A 14797-nucleotide genomic window follows, 5' to 3' on the forward strand; every position below is an offset into this window, starting at 1 on the left:
TCAGCGACGGGGGCCCTGCCCTCCATGCGTCTGGCTGCGGGCGCTTTCGATATGGGGCACCGCCGGCCCATGCACTACGGCGATCGGAGTGGGAACACCGCTGCTGCTGCGCCTGCGTGCCGCTTCAGTCCGTCTGTTCGGTTGGGCGGCGATGCGCCAGTTGAGGACCTCGGCGGGGTTTTCGGCGCTGTCGAGTTCCCTTTGGGCTGCGACCTCGGCCAAGAGGTGCCGGGTGTTGTGGCCGGCGGTTTCGGCGCGGGCGAGGGTAGTGGTCAGGGCGGGCCAGGCGCGATCGGCCAGGACACGGTCGGCGTGGTCGGGGATGACCGTGCGAAGGTCCTGCTCGAAGCGGCTGGTGGTTGTGTCCCGTGGCGCGCGGCGGGTGAGGTCCGCCAAGACCGGTGCGGCGGCCTCCTGATAGGCCACCTGCAGGTGGCGGAAGGCTTCCTCGACCGCTTGATCGGCCCACCGACGACCGCGAAGTCCCGGCCTACGGTACCGGTCGGCGAGGTCGTCACCGACGCCCTCCTCACGCACCTCGCCGCACGCCCCTCCAAGGAGTGGCTGTTCACGATGGAGGAGGGCGAGCCCCTCAACTATCGCCGCCGGAAGACGGAGTGGAACTGCGCCCGCAGGGCGCTCCAGGCGGCCGAGAACGAGGTCGCCGAGCAGGAGGCCGCAAGCCCGTCGAGCTGCCGCACATGGTCACCCACGACCTGCGGCACTTCTACGCCTCCGCGCTCATCGCCGGTGGCGCGAGCGTCAAGCAGGTGCAGCTCGTTCTCGGGCACGCGTCCGCCGTCATCACCTTGCGGATCTACGCGCACCTGTGGCCCGGGGAAGAAGACCGCACCCGGGCCGTCATGGACGCCGTGCTCGGCGGCCTGCGGACCGGGTGCGGACAGGTAGGCGGCATGACCCGCGAAACCGCAGGTCAGAACGCCTAACCAGAGATCAAGCCTTCTTGGTCTCCCAGAAGATCTTGTCGATCTCGGCGATGAGCTCCAGGGCCTTCTCGCCGGTCTTCGGGTCGGTGGACGCCTTGGCGGCCGAGAGGGCCTTCAGGGTGTCGTTGACCAGGACGTGCAGCTGCGGGTACTTCTCGAAGTGCGGGGGCTTGAAGTAGTCGCTCCACAGGACCGACACATGGTGCTTGGCCAGCTCGGCGCGCTGCTCCTTGATGACCGTGGCGCGAGCCTGGAAGTGCGGGTCGTCGTTGGCGGCCATCTTCTCCTGTACGGCCTTCACCGACTCCGCCTCGATGCGGGCCTGGGCCGGGTCGTACACACCGCAGGGCAGGTCGCAGTGCGCGCTGACCTTGACCTTGGGAGCAAACAGGCGGGAAAGCATGCAGCGTTCCTTCCTCGTGATCGTCTTCTCAGGTGGGACATTACTCCGTGAGCGACGGGTTTTCGCGAGTGCCCCCTTGGGCTTAGGACAAAAGTCCGGGGTGAGACTGGGACTGGTGGAGGAACGGACAGGGGAGGTGCCGGCGATGCCGGAGCTGTCGCAGGAGACCGGGCAGGGGCGCACGGGCGCGCCGTTCGGGCTGGCCGAGGTGACCGGTCCGTCCATGGTGCCCACGCTGCACGACGGTGATCAGCTGCTCGTGCGGTACGGCGCCCGGGTGCGGGCCGGCGACGTGGTCGTACTGCGGCACCCGTTCCAACAGGACCTCCTGGTCGTGAAACGGGCCGTGGAGCGCCGGGACGGGGCGTGGTGGGTGCTCGGGGACAACGCGTACGCAGGGGGCGACAGCACGGACTACGGGCCCGTGCCGGACGAGCTGATCCTGGGCCGGGTCCGGTTCAGGTACCGGCCGCGCCGGACGGGTCAGCGCTCGCCGATCGCCGTACTGCGGTGGGTCCTCTCGGCCGCCCGGCCGGTCCTCTCCGACCGGTCCGCCGCCAGGCGCTTGCGGGCCCGGTAGGCGGCCACGTTCGCCCGGGTGGCGCAACGGTCGGAGCAGTATCGCCGGGAGCGGTTGGTCGAGGTGTCCAGGTAGGCGTTGCGGCAGGGGGGCGCCTCGCACAGGCCGAGGCGGTCCACCCCGTACTCGGTCAGGTGGAAGGCCAGGCCCATCGCGGCGATCGCCGCGTAGCCCGCCGTCGCGTTCGACGGGTGGTCGGCCAGGTGCATGTGCCACAGGGGGCGGCCGTCGTCGTCACGGTGGTCGTGGCCGGAGATCTGCGGGCTCACCGGGAACTCCAGCAGCAAGGAGTTCAGCAGGTCCACGGCCAGCGTCTCGTCGCCGCCGTCCGCGGCCTCGAAGACGGCGCGCAGCCGGGCCCGTACCGAACGGAAGCGGGTCACGTCGGCGTCGGCGGCGCGGCGGGCCGCCGACTGGTTGGCCCCGAACAGTTCCCTGACGGCCTCGATCGAGGTCAGGGAGTCCTTGCCCCGGACCGGTTCCTCGGTGTTGACGAGGCGAACGGCATAGTCCGAGTAATAGGCCAGTTCCACATGTAGTCCTTACGGATGGGCTCTATGGTCATGTCGGCGGTCGGGTAACACCTGATCGTGCTTCCAGGGTATTACGTGCGAGTGTCGGGGGAGACGTGGCGATTCCGCATGATGCTGGACACGGGGGAGCCCTTCGGCGGTTCCGGGGGTCGACGCCGTCGAGGCCGGACACCTGCCGCTCGTGCCGGGCGGCGCGCCGCGTCCGGCGGCGGGCATGACGAAGGGGCGGTACGCGCAGTCGTACCGCCCCTTCGCCTTCGGCCGTTACAGCACCTTCGACAGGAAGGCCTGCGTCCGCTCGTGCTGCGGGTTCGTCAGCACCTCGCGCGGGTTGCCGGACTCGACGACCACGCCGCCGTCCATGAAGACCAGGTTGTCGCCCACCTCGCGGGCGAAGCCCATCTCATGGGTGACGACCACCATCGTCATGCCGGACTCGGCCAGGTCGCGCATGACGTCCAGGACGTCACCGACCAGCTCCGGGTCGAGCGCCGAGGTCGGCTCGTCGAACAGCATCAGCTTCGGGTCCATCGCCAGCGCCCGGGCGATGGCCACCCGCTGCTGCTGGCCGCCGGAGAGCTGCGTCGGGTAGTTGCCGGACTTGTCGGCCAGCCCGACCTTCTCCAGCAGCTCCAGTGCGCGCGCTCGCGCCTGGGACCTGCTGACGCCCTTGACCTGGACCGGCGCCTCCATGACGTTCTCGACGGCCGTCATGTGCGGGAACAGGTTGAACCGCTGGAACACCATGCCGATGTCCCGGCGCTTCAGCGCCACCTCGCTGTCCTTGAGCTCGTAGAGCTTGTCGCCCTTCTGGCGGTAGCCGACCAGTTCGCCGTCGACGTACAGCCGGCCGGCGTTGACCTTCTCCAGGTGGTTGATGCACCGCAGGAAGGTCGACTTGCCCGAGCCGGACGGGCCGATCAGGCAGAACACCTCACCGGCGTTGACCTGCAGGTCGATGCCCTTGAGGACCTCGATCGGGCCGTAGGACTTGTGGACGCCCTCGGCCTTGACCATGGGCGTGGCGGTCTGCGTCATGCCGTGACCCCCTTCGGGCGGCGCGCGGGCAGCACGGCGGCCCGGAAGCGCTGGAGCGGAGTCGGGGGCAGGGTCCGGCTGGAGCCGCGGGCGTAGTACCGCTCGATGTAGTACTGCCCGACGCTCAGGACCGAGGTCATGATCAGGTACCAGGTGGCGGCGAGGAAGTACATCTCCACCGTGGAACCCGCGTGCTGACCGATGTCCTGGGCCTCCTTGAACAGGTCGTAGTACTGCACCGCCGAGACGAGCGAGGTCGTCTTCAGCATGTTGATGACCTCGTTGCCCGTCGGCGGCACGATCACGCGCATCGCCTGCGGGATCACGATCCGGCGCAGCGTCTTGCCGTGGCTCATGCCCAGGGCGTGTGCCGCCTCGGTCTGGCCCTCGTCGACCGAGAGCAGACCGGCCCGGCAGATCTCGGCCATGTACGCGGCCTCGTTGAGGCCCAGGCCGAGCAGCGCCGTCAGCAGCGGCGTCATGAAGGACGACCAGTAGTCCTTGTAGATCGGACCCAGGTTGATGTACTCGAAGACCAGGCCCAGGTTGAACCAGACGAACAGCTGGACCAGGACCGGGGTGCCGCGGAAGAACCAGATGTAGAACCAGGCGATGGACGAGGTCACCGGGTTCTTCGACAGGCGCATCACGGCGAGCAGGATGCCGCCGGCGATACCGATCACCATGGAGAGCACGGTGAGCAGCAGGGTGTTCCAGACGCCGTCGAGGATGCGGTCGTCGAAGAAGTAGTCGGGGATCGCGCCCCAGTTGATCTTGCCTTGGGCGAAGGCGTAGACGACCGCGCCCAGCAGGGCGACGGCGACGATCGCGGACACGTAGCGTCCCGGGTGCCGGACCGGAATGGCCTTGATGGCCTCCGGCCCGGCAGGGGGCGCCGCGTCCGGACCGTCCGTCTTGTTGACGTCAACAGTCACGGGTGGTGCCTTTCAGAGCCGAGTCGAACGGGGCGGTTCAGGAGCCGCCGTTGATCTTGGCCTCGGTGACCGCGCCGTCCGAGACGCCCCACTTCTCGATGATCTTCTTGTACTCGCCGTTGTCGATGATCGCCTGGAGCGCGGCCTTCAGGGCGTCCCGCAGCTGGGTGTTGTCCTTGGCGACGGCGATGCCGTACGGACCGGCCTCGACCTGGTCGCCGACGATCTCGAAGTACTTGCCGCCGCCCGCGTTCTTCACCGAGTACGCGGCGATCGGGAAGTCGGCGGAGACCACGTCCGCGCCCTTGGCGCGCATCCGGGTCTCGGCCTCCGGGTTGGTGGCGAAGTCCTCGATCTTGAGGGTTTCCTTGCCGGCCTTCTGGCACTTCTCCGCCTGGTCCTTGGCCAGGTCGTGGGAGAAGGTGTTGCGCTGCACGGCCATGGTCTTGCCGCACAGGTCGTCCCAGGTCTTGATGCCCTTGGTGTCGCCCTTGTTCGTGTAGAGGGAGACGCCGGCCGTGAAGTAGTCGACGAAGTCGACGCCCGTGCCGACCTTCTTGCCCGTCTCGGAGTCGATGCCTTCCTGGCGGGACTTGGTGTCGGTCATGGCCGACATGGCGACGTCGTAGCGCTTGGACGCCAGACCGCCGATGAGCGTGTCGAACGTGCCGTTCTGGAACTCGAACTTCACGCCGAGCTGCTGGCCCATGGCCTCGGCGATGTCCGGGTCGATGCCGACGGTCTTGCCGGAGTCGTCCTTGAACTCGACCGGCGCGTACGCGATGTCCGAACCGACCCGGATGACGCCCTTGTCACGGATCGACTGCGGCAGCTTGGCGGCCAGGGGGGCGCTGCTCGTGCCCGCGGTGTCGCTGCTGCCCGAGTCCTTGTCCTTGGTCTGGTCACCGCAGCCGGTGAGAATCAGCGCGCCCGCGACCGCGAGGGAACCGACCGCAGCCAGGCGGGTGCGCGCGGCGGTCGTACGTCGGGTGGAGCTTGCGGTCATGGTGGGTTCCTCCGGCGGATGGATGGAGTTGCCGATGGGTCGACGAGAGCACACACCTTCGGGTGTCGCGACCTCGTGTGATTACGGCATCTTGCCATTCGGACTGCGCCATTCAGGGGCACCGCTATGTCAAAATCGGATAACGGGAGACCCCCGAACCACACCACTCCGGTACAACACGACCGCATCTTCTCCGGGAATCAAGGCTTCCAGCCGGAAAATCTTCGGCCTATCTCAGCATGTGGGCGAATGTGGTGGCATCTGTTCGTGTCACTTGGGTCCCTGTCGAGGGTTTGTCCAGTACTTGTCCGGTTTTTCGCCCATGAGTCATGTCACTGGCGCGGGACGGTGCTGACGTCACGCGGAGCGCCTCGCCGGCGACGCTGTGGAACATCCACAGACCGGGGAATGTGAGGTTGCACGGAATGGACTCGTCGCGGGTGGTGTCCGTCCGGTAAGAAAGTGCTTTACACCCCTCATCCGGGGCTCAGAGCGCGTGTGCGGCGCGCTCGTCGCGTATCTGCCCGTATGCATCGACAGGGCGGTGCGCGGTCCCGCCCGCCCCTCAACCAGGGGCGGCCACCCTCAACCACGCAGACCTAAGGGGTAAGACACAGTGTCAGCGGAGATCGTGAATCCTCGCAGTGAGAACACGGCCGACCAGGCCGATCAGGCGGGCCATGCCGGCCCCGGGGGCGGTGCGGAGCCCCTCGACTCCTTCGACCCGGCGTTCGCGCTGCACCGGGGCGGCAAGATGGCCGTCCAGGCCACCGTCCCCGTCCGTGACAAGGACGACCTGTCCCTGGCGTACACGCCCGGCGTCGCGCGGGTGTGCACCGCCATCGCCGAGCAGCCGGAACTGGTCCACGACTACACCTGGAAGTCCCAGGTCGTCGCCGTCGTCACCGACGGAACGGCGGTGCTGGGGCTCGGCGACATCGGGCCCGAGGCCTCCCTCCCCGTGATGGAGGGCAAGGCCATCCTGTTCAAGCAGTTCGGCGGCGTCGACGCCGTCCCGATCGCCCTCGCGTGCACCGACGTCGACGAGATCGTGGAGACCGTCGTCCGGCTCGCTCCCTCGTTCGGCGGCGTGAACCTGGAGGACATCTCGGCACCGCGCTGCTTCGAGGTCGAGCGCCGGCTGCAGGAGCGGCTGGACATCCCGATCTTCCACGACGACCAGCACGGCACGGCCGTCGTGACGCTGGCGGCGCTGCGCAACGCGGCGCGGCTCAGCGGGCGCGAGCTCGGGCAGCTGCGCGCCGTCATCTCCGGCGCCGGCGCGGCCGGTGTGGCCATCGCGAAGATGCTGGTCGAGGCCGGTATCGGCGATGTGGCGGTCGCGGACCGCAAGGGTGTCGTCTCGGCCGACCGGGAGGACCTGACGCCGGTGAAGCGGGAGCTCGCCGGGTTCACCAACAAGGCCGGCATCAGCGGACCGCTGGAGAAGGCCCTCGCGGGCGCCGACGTGTTCATCGGGGTCTCCGGCGGGACGGTGCCGGAAGAGGCCGTCGCCACCATGGCCCAGGGCGCGTTCGTCTTCGCCATGGCCAACCCGAACCCCGAAGTGCACCCGGAGGTCGCCCACAAGTACGCGGCCGTGGTCGCCACCGGGCGCTCCGACTTCCCGAACCAGATCAACAACGTGCTCGCCTTCCCCGGCATCTTCGCGGGGGCGCTCCAGGTCCGCGCCTCGCGGATCACGGAGAGCATGAAACTGGCCGCCGCCGAGGCGCTGGCCTCGGTGGTCGGTGACGACCTCGCCGCCGACTACGTCATCCCCTCGCCGTTCGACGAGCGGGTGGCGCCGGCGGTGACGGCCGCGGTCGCGGCGGCGGCCCGGGCCGAGGGCGTCGCCCGGCGCTAGCTCCGGCGTCGGCCTTCACCGCGTTCCCCGCCCGTCCGCTCGCCTGGCCGGAGGGGCGAGAAACCGCCTGTGGGTGCGGGGCCCGTGCTTCGGCGGCTGTTCCCTCCGGGGACGGCCGCTCGCACGGGCCCCGCGCCCGTTTTCCGTCCGGCGCGACGCGCGGCCCTCGTGCGGCGGCAGGCAAGAGGGTGTGTGTCACACACGGCCGGTGTTTCTCGCGGGCCCCGGGGCGCCTATCGTCGGCTGCATGTTCGCTGTCTACGCCGCCCGTATCGACCGTGACCAGCCGCTTTCCGGACTGGAGTTGGGGGAGCGGCCCGCCCCCGAGGCCCGGCCCGGCTGGAGTGTCGTCGACGTCCGGGCTGCTTCCCTCAACCACCATGACCTCTGGTCGCTCCGGGGCGTCGGCCTCCCCGAGGAGCGACTGCCGATGATCCTCGGCTGTGACGCCGCCGGCGTCGACCAGGACGGCAACGAGGTCGTGCTCCACTCCGTCATCGGGCAGACGGGCCACGGTGTCGGCCCCGACGAGCCGCGCTCCATCCTCACCGAGCGCTACCAGGGCACCTTCGCCGAGCGCGTCGCCGTGCCGACCTGGAACATCCTGCCCAAGCCCAGGGAACTCTCCTTCGCCGAGGCCGCCTGCCTGCCGACGGCCTGGCTGACCGCCTATCGCATGCTGTTCACCAACGCCGGCGTGCGGCCGGGGGACTCGGTGCTGGTGCAGGGCGCGGGCGGCGGCGTCGCCACGGCGGCGATCGTGCTCGGCAAGGCGGCGGGCCTGCGGGTCTTCGCCACCAGCCGGGACGAGGCCAAGCGCAAGCGGGCGCTGGAGCTGGGGGCCGTGGAGGCCTTGGAGTCCGGGGCGCGGCTGCCGCAGCGGGTCGACGCCGTGATCGAGACCGTCGGTGCCGCGACCTGGTCCCACTCGGTGAAGTCGCTGAAGCCCGGCGGGACGCTGGTGATCTCCGGCGCGACCAGCGGCGACCGGCCCTCCCACGCCGAGCTGACCCGGATCTTCTTCCTCGAACTGAAGGTCGTCGGCTCCACCATGGGCACCAAGGACGAGTTGGAGGATCTGCTGGCGTTCTGCGCGGCCACCGGGGTCCGGCCCGTGATCGACGAGGTGCTGCCGATGGAGCGGGCCCGCGAGGGCTTCGAACGGCTCGCGTCCGGCGACCAGTTCGGGAAGATCGTGCTCAGCAACGGCTGAGCGCCGGTTTGGCTTCCTGCGTCCATGGCCGACCCGGCCTCTCCGGGTCGGCCATCGCTTTCGTCAACGAAGGTTGACAGGTCGCGAGTGTCAACCTATGTTGACACGCATGACCGAAGCAACGGATCTCGCCGAGCGTGCCGGCGATCGTGATCCCCGGGTCGGGCTGCGCGCCGTGGCCGCCCTGCGCAGGCTGCTGGAGCAGCTGGAGGCGGTGCAGGTGCGCAGCGCACGCCGGCAGGGGTGGTCGTGGCAGGAGATTGCCGCGGAGCTCGGTGTCAGCAGGCAGGCCGTGCACAAGAAGTACGGGAGGCAGTGATGTTCGAGCGGTTCACCAAGGACGCCCGGGACGTGGTACGGGGCGCCGTCGAGCACTGCGAGCGGGCAGGGGCCGGGAGTGTCGAGCCCGAGCATCTGCTGCTCGCCCTCCTCGACCGGGAGGCGAGCCGGGCCGCCTTCGCGCTGGCCGCGCTCGGGGTCGCGCAGCGGAAGGACGCCGTGCGGGAAGCGCTGGCAGAGACCAGGCGGCGGGCGGGACTGACCCGGGCCGAGGCAGAGGCGCTCGCCGGTCTCGGCATCGACGTGTCCGCCATCGTCTCCCGGGTGGAGGAGGTGCACGGGGTCGGGGCGATGGCCGGTGACATCAAGGAGCGTGGCTGGTGGTCCGGGCGCCGGTCCTTCGGCCGTGACGCCAGGACCGCGCTGGAGCAGTCCCTGCGCCTCGCCCTCGCCCACCGCGACCGGCACATCGGTGACCAGCACATCCTTCTCGCCCTCACCGTCCGCCCCGGCGTCGCCGCGGAGGTGCTCGCCGATCACGGGGTGACTCATGAGTCGGTGTGCCGGGTGCTCTACGGGCAGGGAGGAGCGGAAGGCCGGGAGGCCGGGTAGGGCGTTGGAGGTGGTGGCCCCGCGCCTCAGGTGGGCGGTGGTGCGCTGTTCAAGGGCCGGGGTGGTGCCGGGAGCGGGTCTCCGGGTGGACCGTACGGCGCGGGACCGGGGCCCGCCTGGCGCGGCGACCGGTGCCGTCGCGCCAGGCGGGCGTCCGCGCTGTGGGTGTCACGCCTTCGGCGCGCGCAGTATCGCCCCGATGCGGGCCGCCGCCGATGACAGGTGGCGGCGGGCGTCGCGGAGCTGGTCCTGGGTGACGCCGTGGTCGCGGGCCGCGTCCCGGATGTCGTCGCGGAAGCGGTCCAGCAGGCGGTCGAGGTCGCGGGCCGGATCATCGCCGCCGGGCTCATGGGCCCAGGCCGGCTCATAGGCGGCCGGGAAGTCCTCCGGTGTGGTCTCGTACTGCGGCGGTCCGGACGGCGCGGTGGACTTCGCCGCGCCCCCGGCGCCCGCCGGCCCGGTGCGGCCGAAGCCGAAGTCCTTGCCGAAGTCGCCGAACTCCTTGGCCAGCTCCGTCAGGCCCTCGCGCAGGCCGTTCGGCCAGTCGCCGCGTGCGAATCGGTCCTGGACCTGTTCCTGGACCCGGCGGGCGATCCGCTGCACCTCGTCCTGCGCCTCCTTGGCCTGGCGGCGGGCCCGCTGGGCCTCCTCGCGGGCGCGGCGGCTCTCGTCCTTGGCGCGGCGGGCCTGCTCCTTCCACTCCTGCCTGGCCCGGCGCATCTCCTCCTTCGCAGCCCGCCACGCGTCCTTGTCCGACGGCTCGGTGAACCCGGCCGCTGCACTCTCCTCGCCGCCCCCCGGCCCGTTGCCCTGTCGGGCCCGAGAGGCCGCCGCCCGCATCTCGCGGCGCAGATCGCCGGCCGCGCCGCGCACATCGGCCCGGATCTCCGCGGCCAGCTCCGCCACCGACTCACGGATCTCCAGCTCCAGGTCGGCCAGCTCGCCGCTGCGGTCGGCCAGCTCGGCCCGGCCCGCGTCCGTGATGGCGTACACCTTGCGGCCGCCCTCGGTGGTGTGGGTGACCAGCCCTTCGGCCTCCAGCTTGGCCAGGCGGGGGTAGACGGTGCCCGCCGAGGGGGCGTAGAGGCCCTGGAAGCGTTCCTCCAGGAGGCGGATCACCTCGTACCCGTGGCGCGGGGCCTCGTCCAGCAGCTTCAGCAGGTACAGGCGCAGGCGGCCGTGGGCGAAGACGGGGGGCATGTCAGAGCACCTTCTTGTCGGTCGTGCCGTCGGCCGGGGTGTCGGTGGGGTCGGCGGACGATGCCTCGTCCCGGCCGGCTGCGGCATTCTCCCCCGAACCGGGAGCCGTGCCGTCCGCCGGGCGGGCCGGTCCCGCCTGCCGCGGGCGGTCCTCCTGCGGCCTGCCGCCCTGAGGCGCGTCGCCTTGAGACCTGTCGCCTTGAGACCTGTCGCCTTGAGGCCTGTCGCCCCGCGACTCGTCGTCCCAGGGTCCGTCGTCTCGTGGCCCGGCCTCCCGTTGCCCGGCTTCCCGTGGATCGTCGTGCGGCGGCCCGTCGTCCCGTGGCCCGGCCTCCCCCGGCTCATCCTCCGTCTGCGGGCGGCGCAGGAGGGCGATGGACCCCGAGACGGTCGTCGCTTTCAGCCGGCCACTGCCCGCGCCCAGGCGACCGGTGATGCGCTTGGCGCCCCACTGGCCGGCGACCCGGAGGTCCTCGAACGCGTTGGAGACCGCGCCGCTCGCGGTGTTGGCCTCCACCCGGGCGTCCGCCGGGTGCGGCAGCCTGATCGCGATCTCGCCGGAGACGCTGGTCAGAGCGATGTCCGTGGGCCCGCTCGTCGGATCCAGGTCTACGATCATGGAGCCGCTGACCGACTCGGCCCGCACCGAGGAGCCCGCCTCGACCACGGTCAGGTCGCCGGAGACCGAGTTGTAGCGCAGGTCCCCGGTGAGGGCCTGGGCCTCGACGCTGCCCGAGACCGTGTCCGCGCGGACCGGGCCGGAGAGGCCGACCAGGGTGGTGTCGCCGGTGACGCCCTTGACCTCGGTGCGTCCGGCCAGCCCTGAGACCATCGCCGCAGCTCCGACCACACCCACCTCCACGCGCGTGTCCACCGGGACGGCCAGGGAGACCACGGCGCTGCGCCGCCAGCCCTTGCGGTCGAGCCACTTCAGGAAGCCCTTCCAGGGCAGGTCCTCGTACGCCACCGTCAGGATGCCGTCCCGGTGGGTGACCACCAAGGGCGGTCCCTCGATCCGCGAGACCTCCAGCCGGGCGGAGCCCTCCTCCGCGCCCACCACGTTCACCGTGCCGTTGACGACACGGACCTGCAGGTCGCGCACGGGCTCGTCGAAGGAGAGCCTCGTGGGCTCGGCTACGGACCACTCGGACATGGTGCGGACCTCCTGGGCGGAGCGGAACGGCGATCACGGCGACGCGCCATATCGCGTCTTTCCTCAACACGATATATCGCGGTGCCGTGAAGTCAAGACACCCGTTCTGGTGATCGCGACCGCCTAAAGATGACGAATTGTCCTAGCGTGTGAGCATGCCGACGGAAGTCACCGCCCCAGGAGCCCTGCTGCTGTGCCGAGCGGGTCCCCACTCCGTCGCCCCCGCCGCCCACCTCCTGCGGGAGCCGATGCTGCTGGCCCGGGCCGGTGACGAGTGGAGCGTCCTCGTCCCCGAGGGCACGCCCTGGCAGCACGGTGAGGAACCGGTCGACCGTGTCCTCACGGGCTGGGCCACCGCCCTCGCCGTCGGGGCGCCCTGGCCCGTGCTGGCGCTGTGGTGGGACGCGGACCGGGCCGGCTGTCTCCTCGCCACCGGCTTCCGCCGACCGGTCGCCTACGTCTGGCTCGCTCCCGGCACCGCGGCCGGTGAGGACGAGGCGATGCGGACTTTCGCCGCCCGGCTCGGGCTCGACCCCGTCCTCGACATGCAGGCGCTGGAACGGCTCACCCGGCCCGACGCCGAGGCCGACGCCCGCTCCCGGCTGCTCGGGCTGCTCGCCGTTCTCGCCCGCGCGGGCGTCTCGCTTCCGCCGGGGCTCACCCCCGGCGAGCCGGCCGACCGCCTGAGTGCCGCCGTCCGGGGCCGCCCCGACGTCCGGCAGATCGCATGGCGGGGGTGGCGGGAGACGGTCCGTGCGGAGCTGGACGCCGTCGAGGGCACCCCGCTCGGTCACTGGCTGCCCCGGACCGGCAGTCCACGCGCGCGTGCCCTCGCGTCCGCCCAGGTGGCCGCCGGTCTTCCCCTCACCGCCTGGGCCCTGCGTCGCCGCAGCCCCGGCTGGCTCGTCGCGGGCGCGCTGCTGCTGGCCCACGGGGCGCTGGGGCTGGTGTACGACGCTGGGCGAGGGCGAGGGCGGAGTACGGCTCAGGGCTGAGGGGGGTGCGGGGCGCGGTTGAGGAGCGCGGGTCGGGGTCGGGGTCGGTCGGTCCGGCTCAGCGGATCCGGTCGTAGACGAGGGCCAGCGTCCCGTGTTCGCCCGCCGTCTGGCTGACGAGGGTCCATTCGCCGGTGGGCAGGCCGTCCTCGAAGAGCCGCGGGCCGCCCCCGAGGAAGACCGGGAAGACGGTGAGGGCCAGCCGGTCGACCCGGTCGGCCGCCAGCAGCGCCTTGATGACGCTCGCGCTGGCCAGGACCAGCACGTCACCGCCTTCGGTGTCCTTGAGGTCGGTGACGACCTCGTCGGTCGGCTTGTCGACGATCGTCGTCCGTTCCCAGGGTGCCTGGTCCAGCGTGGAGGACAGGACGACCTTGTCGGTGTCGACGAGCCACTGCGCGAAGGCCTCGTCCCGAGGGTCGGCGCCCTCCATGCCGATGACGGTGGGCCAGAAGCCCAGGAAGCCCTCGGCGTTCACGCGGCCGAGCAGAGCCGTGGTCGCCGTCCGGTGCAGGCTCGCCAGGTGGTCGCGGGCGACGTCGGTCACGGCGTAGGGCATCACCCAGCGCATGTCCAGCGGGTTGTCCGGGCGGCGTAGCGGCCGTCGAGGGAGAGGGCCATGTTCGTGACGATGCGGCGGCCGTTGCCATGCTCGGTCATGTGGGGCTCCCTTTGCTGGTGCTGGTGCTGGTGCTGGTGCTGGTGCTGGTGCTGCTGTCGGTGCCGTTGGTGTCTCCGGTGCGTTCGGAGCCGTCGCTGTCACCGGTGTCGTGTGCGGACGCGTGTGCATGTGCGTTCGCGTGCTCGTGAAGGGCCCCCGCGAGCCTGTCCAGGCTCTGGCCGAAGCCGATCTCGATGCCGGCGACGAAGTCCGCGGACTCGACGGTGCTGTCGCTGATGCGCCAGTGGACGTCGAGGTCGGTGCCGGTGCCTGTGCCTGTGTCCGCGCCGGTGTCCACGGGCCGGAGGTCCATGCGCACGTGTGCGGTGAACGCGGGGCGGTCGCCGGGAAGCAGCGGGCTGAGGCGGTAGGCGAGGTGCTCGGCGGGGCGCAGGTCGTCGACGACGCCCCGCGCCCGGCCGGCAGCCAGGTCGGATCCGTCGGCGTCCTCGGCGTCCTCGGCGTCGCGGTACGTCTGGGCGATGCGCCCTCCGGGCCGAGCCTCGAAGACGAGTTCGCTGAGGCGCAGGTCTTCGGGGGTCCACCAACGGGCGAGCAGGGCGGTCTCGGTCAGGTGGCGCCAGACCCGTTCGGGGCTTTCCGGCAGCGAGCGGTGGAAGGCGAAGGTCCGGCCGTCCGCCCATCCCGCTTCCTGCGCGGCGAGCCGCTCGGCGTCCAGGGCGAGCCCATGGCGGTCGTACGTCGCGCGGGAGCCGCCCGCTGTTCGCTCGGACCTGTCGGAACCGTGGGAGCTGTCGGAACTGCCGGCGCTGTCGGCGCTGTCGGCGAGTCGGGCCAGGGCGGCCGCCAGGTCCCGTAGGGGGGTGGGGCTCAGTGCGTAGACGTGGCGCCGGCCGGTGCGCTGGGAGGTCACGATGCCGGCGCGTTCGAGGGTCTGCAGGTGCTTGGTCGTCTGGGGCTGGCGTGCCTCGGCCAGCTGGGCGAGAACGCCGACCGAGCGAGGGCGCTCGGCCAGCAGGCCCACGAGCCGCCAGCGGGCCGGGTCGGCCAGTGCGGCGAGGAGTGCGTCCATGAGGTCGAGTATTCCCGGCGGTGAATATTCTCGTCAAGGAATATGTCTTCGCCTCTCCGGACACGGGAAGACCCCGCACGGATCACTCCCTGCGGGGTCTTCCCGTGTCCGGCCGTGTCCGGCCGCCGGGGGCCGGGGCTACATGTCGTCCTCGTCGTCCTCGTCGTCCAGGCGGGCCAGCCACGTCGCGAGGCGTTCCACCGGGACCTCGAAGTCCGGGTTCAGGTCGACGAACGTACGCAGTTGCTCGGCGAGCCACTCGAAGGTGATCTCCTCCTCGCCGCGCCGCTTCTCCAGTTCCTCGATGCCGCGGTCGGTGAAGTACATGGATCGTGCTCCGTC

Annotated in this window: 15 protein-coding genes and 3 pseudogenes; 7 read left to right on the forward strand and 11 right to left on the reverse strand. The window is 71.0% G+C overall.

The window, feature by feature from the left end:
* Positions 1 to 456: pseudogene (locus tag ACSLTV_RS16375) on the reverse strand (relaxase/mobilization nuclease domain-containing protein); the annotation flags it as partial.
* A gap of 3 nt (positions 457 to 459) precedes the next feature.
* On the opposite strand from ACSLTV_RS16375, the pseudogene ACSLTV_RS16380 reads away from it, so the two are divergent.
* Positions 460 to 947: pseudogene (locus ACSLTV_RS16380) on the forward strand (tyrosine-type recombinase/integrase); the annotation flags it as partial.
* A gap of 7 nt (positions 948 to 954) precedes the next feature.
* Here the strand turns inward: ACSLTV_RS16380 and sodN are convergent.
* Positions 955 to 1350: a superoxide dismutase, Ni gene (gene sodN, locus ACSLTV_RS16385; RefSeq protein WP_055634112.1), complete on the reverse strand. Its 396-nt coding sequence runs from the start codon at positions 1348 to 1350 to the stop codon at positions 955 to 957.
* A 145-nt stretch (positions 1351 to 1495) separates the two neighbouring features.
* On the opposite strand from sodN, the gene sodX reads away from it, so the two are divergent.
* Complete coding sequence (gene sodX, locus ACSLTV_RS16390) at positions 1496 to 1930, forward strand: nickel-type superoxide dismutase maturation protease (protein WP_432134044.1); 435 nt, start codon at positions 1496 to 1498, stop codon at positions 1928 to 1930.
* Here the strand turns inward: sodX and ACSLTV_RS16395 are convergent.
* The 4 genes from ACSLTV_RS16395 to ACSLTV_RS16410 all read right to left on the reverse strand — a co-directional run bounded on the left by ACSLTV_RS16395 (position 1834) and on the right by ACSLTV_RS16410 (position 5442).
* Complete coding sequence (locus ACSLTV_RS16395; protein WP_432134045.1) at positions 1834 to 2463, reverse strand: CGNR zinc finger domain-containing protein; 630 nt, start codon at positions 2461 to 2463, stop codon at positions 1834 to 1836. The two genes, sodX and ACSLTV_RS16395, sit on opposite strands and share 97 nt — an antisense overlap.
* A 264-nt stretch (positions 2464 to 2727) precedes the next feature.
* On the reverse strand, positions 2728 to 3501 hold the full coding sequence (locus ACSLTV_RS16400) for an amino acid ABC transporter ATP-binding protein (RefSeq protein WP_432134046.1): 774 nt from the start codon (positions 3499 to 3501) through the stop codon (positions 2728 to 2730).
* Positions 3498 to 4436: an amino acid ABC transporter permease gene (locus ACSLTV_RS16405; protein WP_432134047.1), complete on the reverse strand. Its 939-nt coding sequence runs from the start codon at positions 4434 to 4436 to the stop codon at positions 3498 to 3500. Before ACSLTV_RS16405 ends, ACSLTV_RS16400 begins: the two co-directional genes overlap by 4 nt.
* Before the next feature lie 37 nt (positions 4437 to 4473).
* Positions 4474 to 5442, reverse strand: a complete 969-nt coding sequence (locus ACSLTV_RS16410) for an ABC transporter substrate-binding protein (RefSeq protein ID WP_432134048.1) — start codon at positions 5440 to 5442, stop codon at positions 4474 to 4476.
* A 616-nt stretch (positions 5443 to 6058) separates the two neighbouring features.
* Between ACSLTV_RS16410 and ACSLTV_RS16415 the strand changes: the two genes are divergently transcribed.
* The 4 genes from ACSLTV_RS16415 (at position 6059) to ACSLTV_RS16430 (ending at position 9413) form a co-directional block, all read left to right on the forward strand.
* The gene (locus tag ACSLTV_RS16415; protein ID WP_435612380.1) at positions 6059 to 7309 is read left to right on the forward strand and encodes an NAD(P)-dependent malic enzyme; all 1251 of its coding nucleotides are present in this window, start codon (positions 6059 to 6061) and stop codon (positions 7307 to 7309) included.
* Between the two features lie 247 nt (positions 7310 to 7556).
* Positions 7557 to 8522 carry a zinc-binding dehydrogenase gene (locus tag ACSLTV_RS16420; protein WP_432134050.1) on the forward strand — a complete coding sequence of 322 codons (966 nt, stop codon included), beginning with the start codon at positions 7557 to 7559 and terminating at the stop codon, positions 8520 to 8522.
* A gap of 109 nt (positions 8523 to 8631) precedes the next feature.
* Entirely contained in the window at positions 8632 to 8841 is a 210-nt protein-coding gene (locus tag ACSLTV_RS16425; RefSeq protein WP_432134051.1) for a helix-turn-helix domain-containing protein, read from the forward strand.
* Positions 8841 to 9413, forward strand: coding sequence for a Clp protease N-terminal domain-containing protein (locus ACSLTV_RS16430; RefSeq protein ID WP_432134052.1), 573 nt, complete (start codon positions 8841 to 8843; stop codon positions 9411 to 9413). Before ACSLTV_RS16425 ends, ACSLTV_RS16430 begins: the two co-directional genes overlap by 1 nt.
* 168 nt (positions 9414 to 9581) lie before the next feature.
* On the opposite strand, the gene ACSLTV_RS16435 is transcribed toward ACSLTV_RS16430, so the two are convergent.
* Positions 9582 to 10613: a helix-turn-helix transcriptional regulator gene (locus ACSLTV_RS16435; RefSeq protein ID WP_432134053.1), complete on the reverse strand. Its 1032-nt coding sequence runs from the start codon at positions 10611 to 10613 to the stop codon at positions 9582 to 9584.
* 1 nt (position 10614) lies between these two features.
* Positions 10615 to 11766, reverse strand: coding sequence for a DUF4097 family beta strand repeat-containing protein (locus tag ACSLTV_RS16440; RefSeq protein WP_435612381.1), 1152 nt, complete (start codon positions 11764 to 11766; stop codon positions 10615 to 10617).
* Between the two features lie 155 nt (positions 11767 to 11921).
* Between ACSLTV_RS16440 and ACSLTV_RS16445 the strand changes: the two genes are divergently transcribed.
* Positions 11922 to 12761, forward strand: a complete 840-nt coding sequence (locus ACSLTV_RS16445; protein ID WP_435612382.1) for a hypothetical protein — start codon at positions 11922 to 11924, stop codon at positions 12759 to 12761.
* A 58-nt stretch (positions 12762 to 12819) separates the two neighbouring features.
* Here the strand turns inward: ACSLTV_RS16445 and ACSLTV_RS16450 are convergent.
* From ACSLTV_RS16450 to ACSLTV_RS16460, 3 genes and pseudogenes are all read right to left on the reverse strand, one after another.
* Positions 12820 to 13421, reverse strand: a pseudogene (locus ACSLTV_RS16450) (dihydrofolate reductase family protein).
* Positions 13418 to 14455 (reverse strand): metalloregulator ArsR/SmtB family transcription factor, encoded by a 1038-nt coding sequence (locus ACSLTV_RS16455; RefSeq protein WP_435612383.1) that lies wholly within the window; start codon positions 14453 to 14455, stop codon positions 13418 to 13420. Before ACSLTV_RS16455 ends, ACSLTV_RS16450 begins: the two are co-directional and overlap by 4 nt.
* Positions 14456 to 14593: 138 nt before the next feature.
* Positions 14594 to 14782 (reverse strand): DUF6104 family protein, encoded by a 189-nt coding sequence (locus tag ACSLTV_RS16460; protein ID WP_432134058.1) that lies wholly within the window; start codon positions 14780 to 14782, stop codon positions 14594 to 14596.
* Positions 14783 to 14797: the final 15 nt, after the last annotated feature.

Origin of the sequence: Streptomyces sp. bgisy159 (assembly GCF_965341775.1) — a bacterium.
In the GTDB taxonomy this organism is placed as follows: domain Bacteria; phylum Actinomycetota; class Actinomycetes; order Streptomycetales; family Streptomycetaceae; genus Streptomyces.

Excerpts from the sequence above, each read along its gene's own strand:
- ACSLTV_RS16455 (WP_435612383.1), bottom strand. The coding sequence starts at position 14,455 with ATGGACGCACTCCTCGCCGCACTGGCCGACCCGGCCCGCTGGCGGCTC.
- ACSLTV_RS16430 (WP_432134052.1), top strand. The coding sequence starts at position 8,841 with ATGTTCGAGCGGTTCACCAAGGACGCCCGGGACGTGGTACGGGGCGCC.
- ACSLTV_RS16410 (WP_432134048.1), bottom strand. The coding sequence starts at position 5,442 with ATGACCGCAAGCTCCACCCGACGTACGACCGCCGCGCGCACCCGCCTG.
- ACSLTV_RS16400 (WP_432134046.1), bottom strand. The coding sequence starts at position 3,501 with ATGACGCAGACCGCCACGCCCATGGTCAAGGCCGAGGGCGTCCACAAG.
- ACSLTV_RS16435 (WP_432134053.1), bottom strand. The coding sequence starts at position 10,613 with ATGCCCCCCGTCTTCGCCCACGGCCGCCTGCGCCTGTACCTGCTGAAG.
- sodN (WP_055634112.1), bottom strand. The coding sequence starts at position 1,350 with ATGCTTTCCCGCCTGTTTGCTCCCAAGGTCAAGGTCAGCGCGCACTGC.
- ACSLTV_RS16420 (WP_432134050.1), top strand. The coding sequence starts at position 7,557 with ATGTTCGCTGTCTACGCCGCCCGTATCGACCGTGACCAGCCGCTTTCC.
- ACSLTV_RS16425 (WP_432134051.1), top strand. The coding sequence starts at position 8,632 with ATGACCGAAGCAACGGATCTCGCCGAGCGTGCCGGCGATCGTGATCCC.
- ACSLTV_RS16440 (WP_435612381.1), bottom strand. The coding sequence starts at position 11,766 with ATGTCCGAGTGGTCCGTAGCCGAGCCCACGAGGCTCTCCTTCGACGAG.
- ACSLTV_RS16445 (WP_435612382.1), top strand. The coding sequence starts at position 11,922 with ATGCCGACGGAAGTCACCGCCCCAGGAGCCCTGCTGCTGTGCCGAGCG.
- sodX (WP_432134044.1), top strand. The coding sequence starts at position 1,496 with ATGCCGGAGCTGTCGCAGGAGACCGGGCAGGGGCGCACGGGCGCGCCG.
- ACSLTV_RS16460 (WP_432134058.1), bottom strand. The coding sequence starts at position 14,782 with ATGTACTTCACCGACCGCGGCATCGAGGAACTGGAGAAGCGGCGCGGC.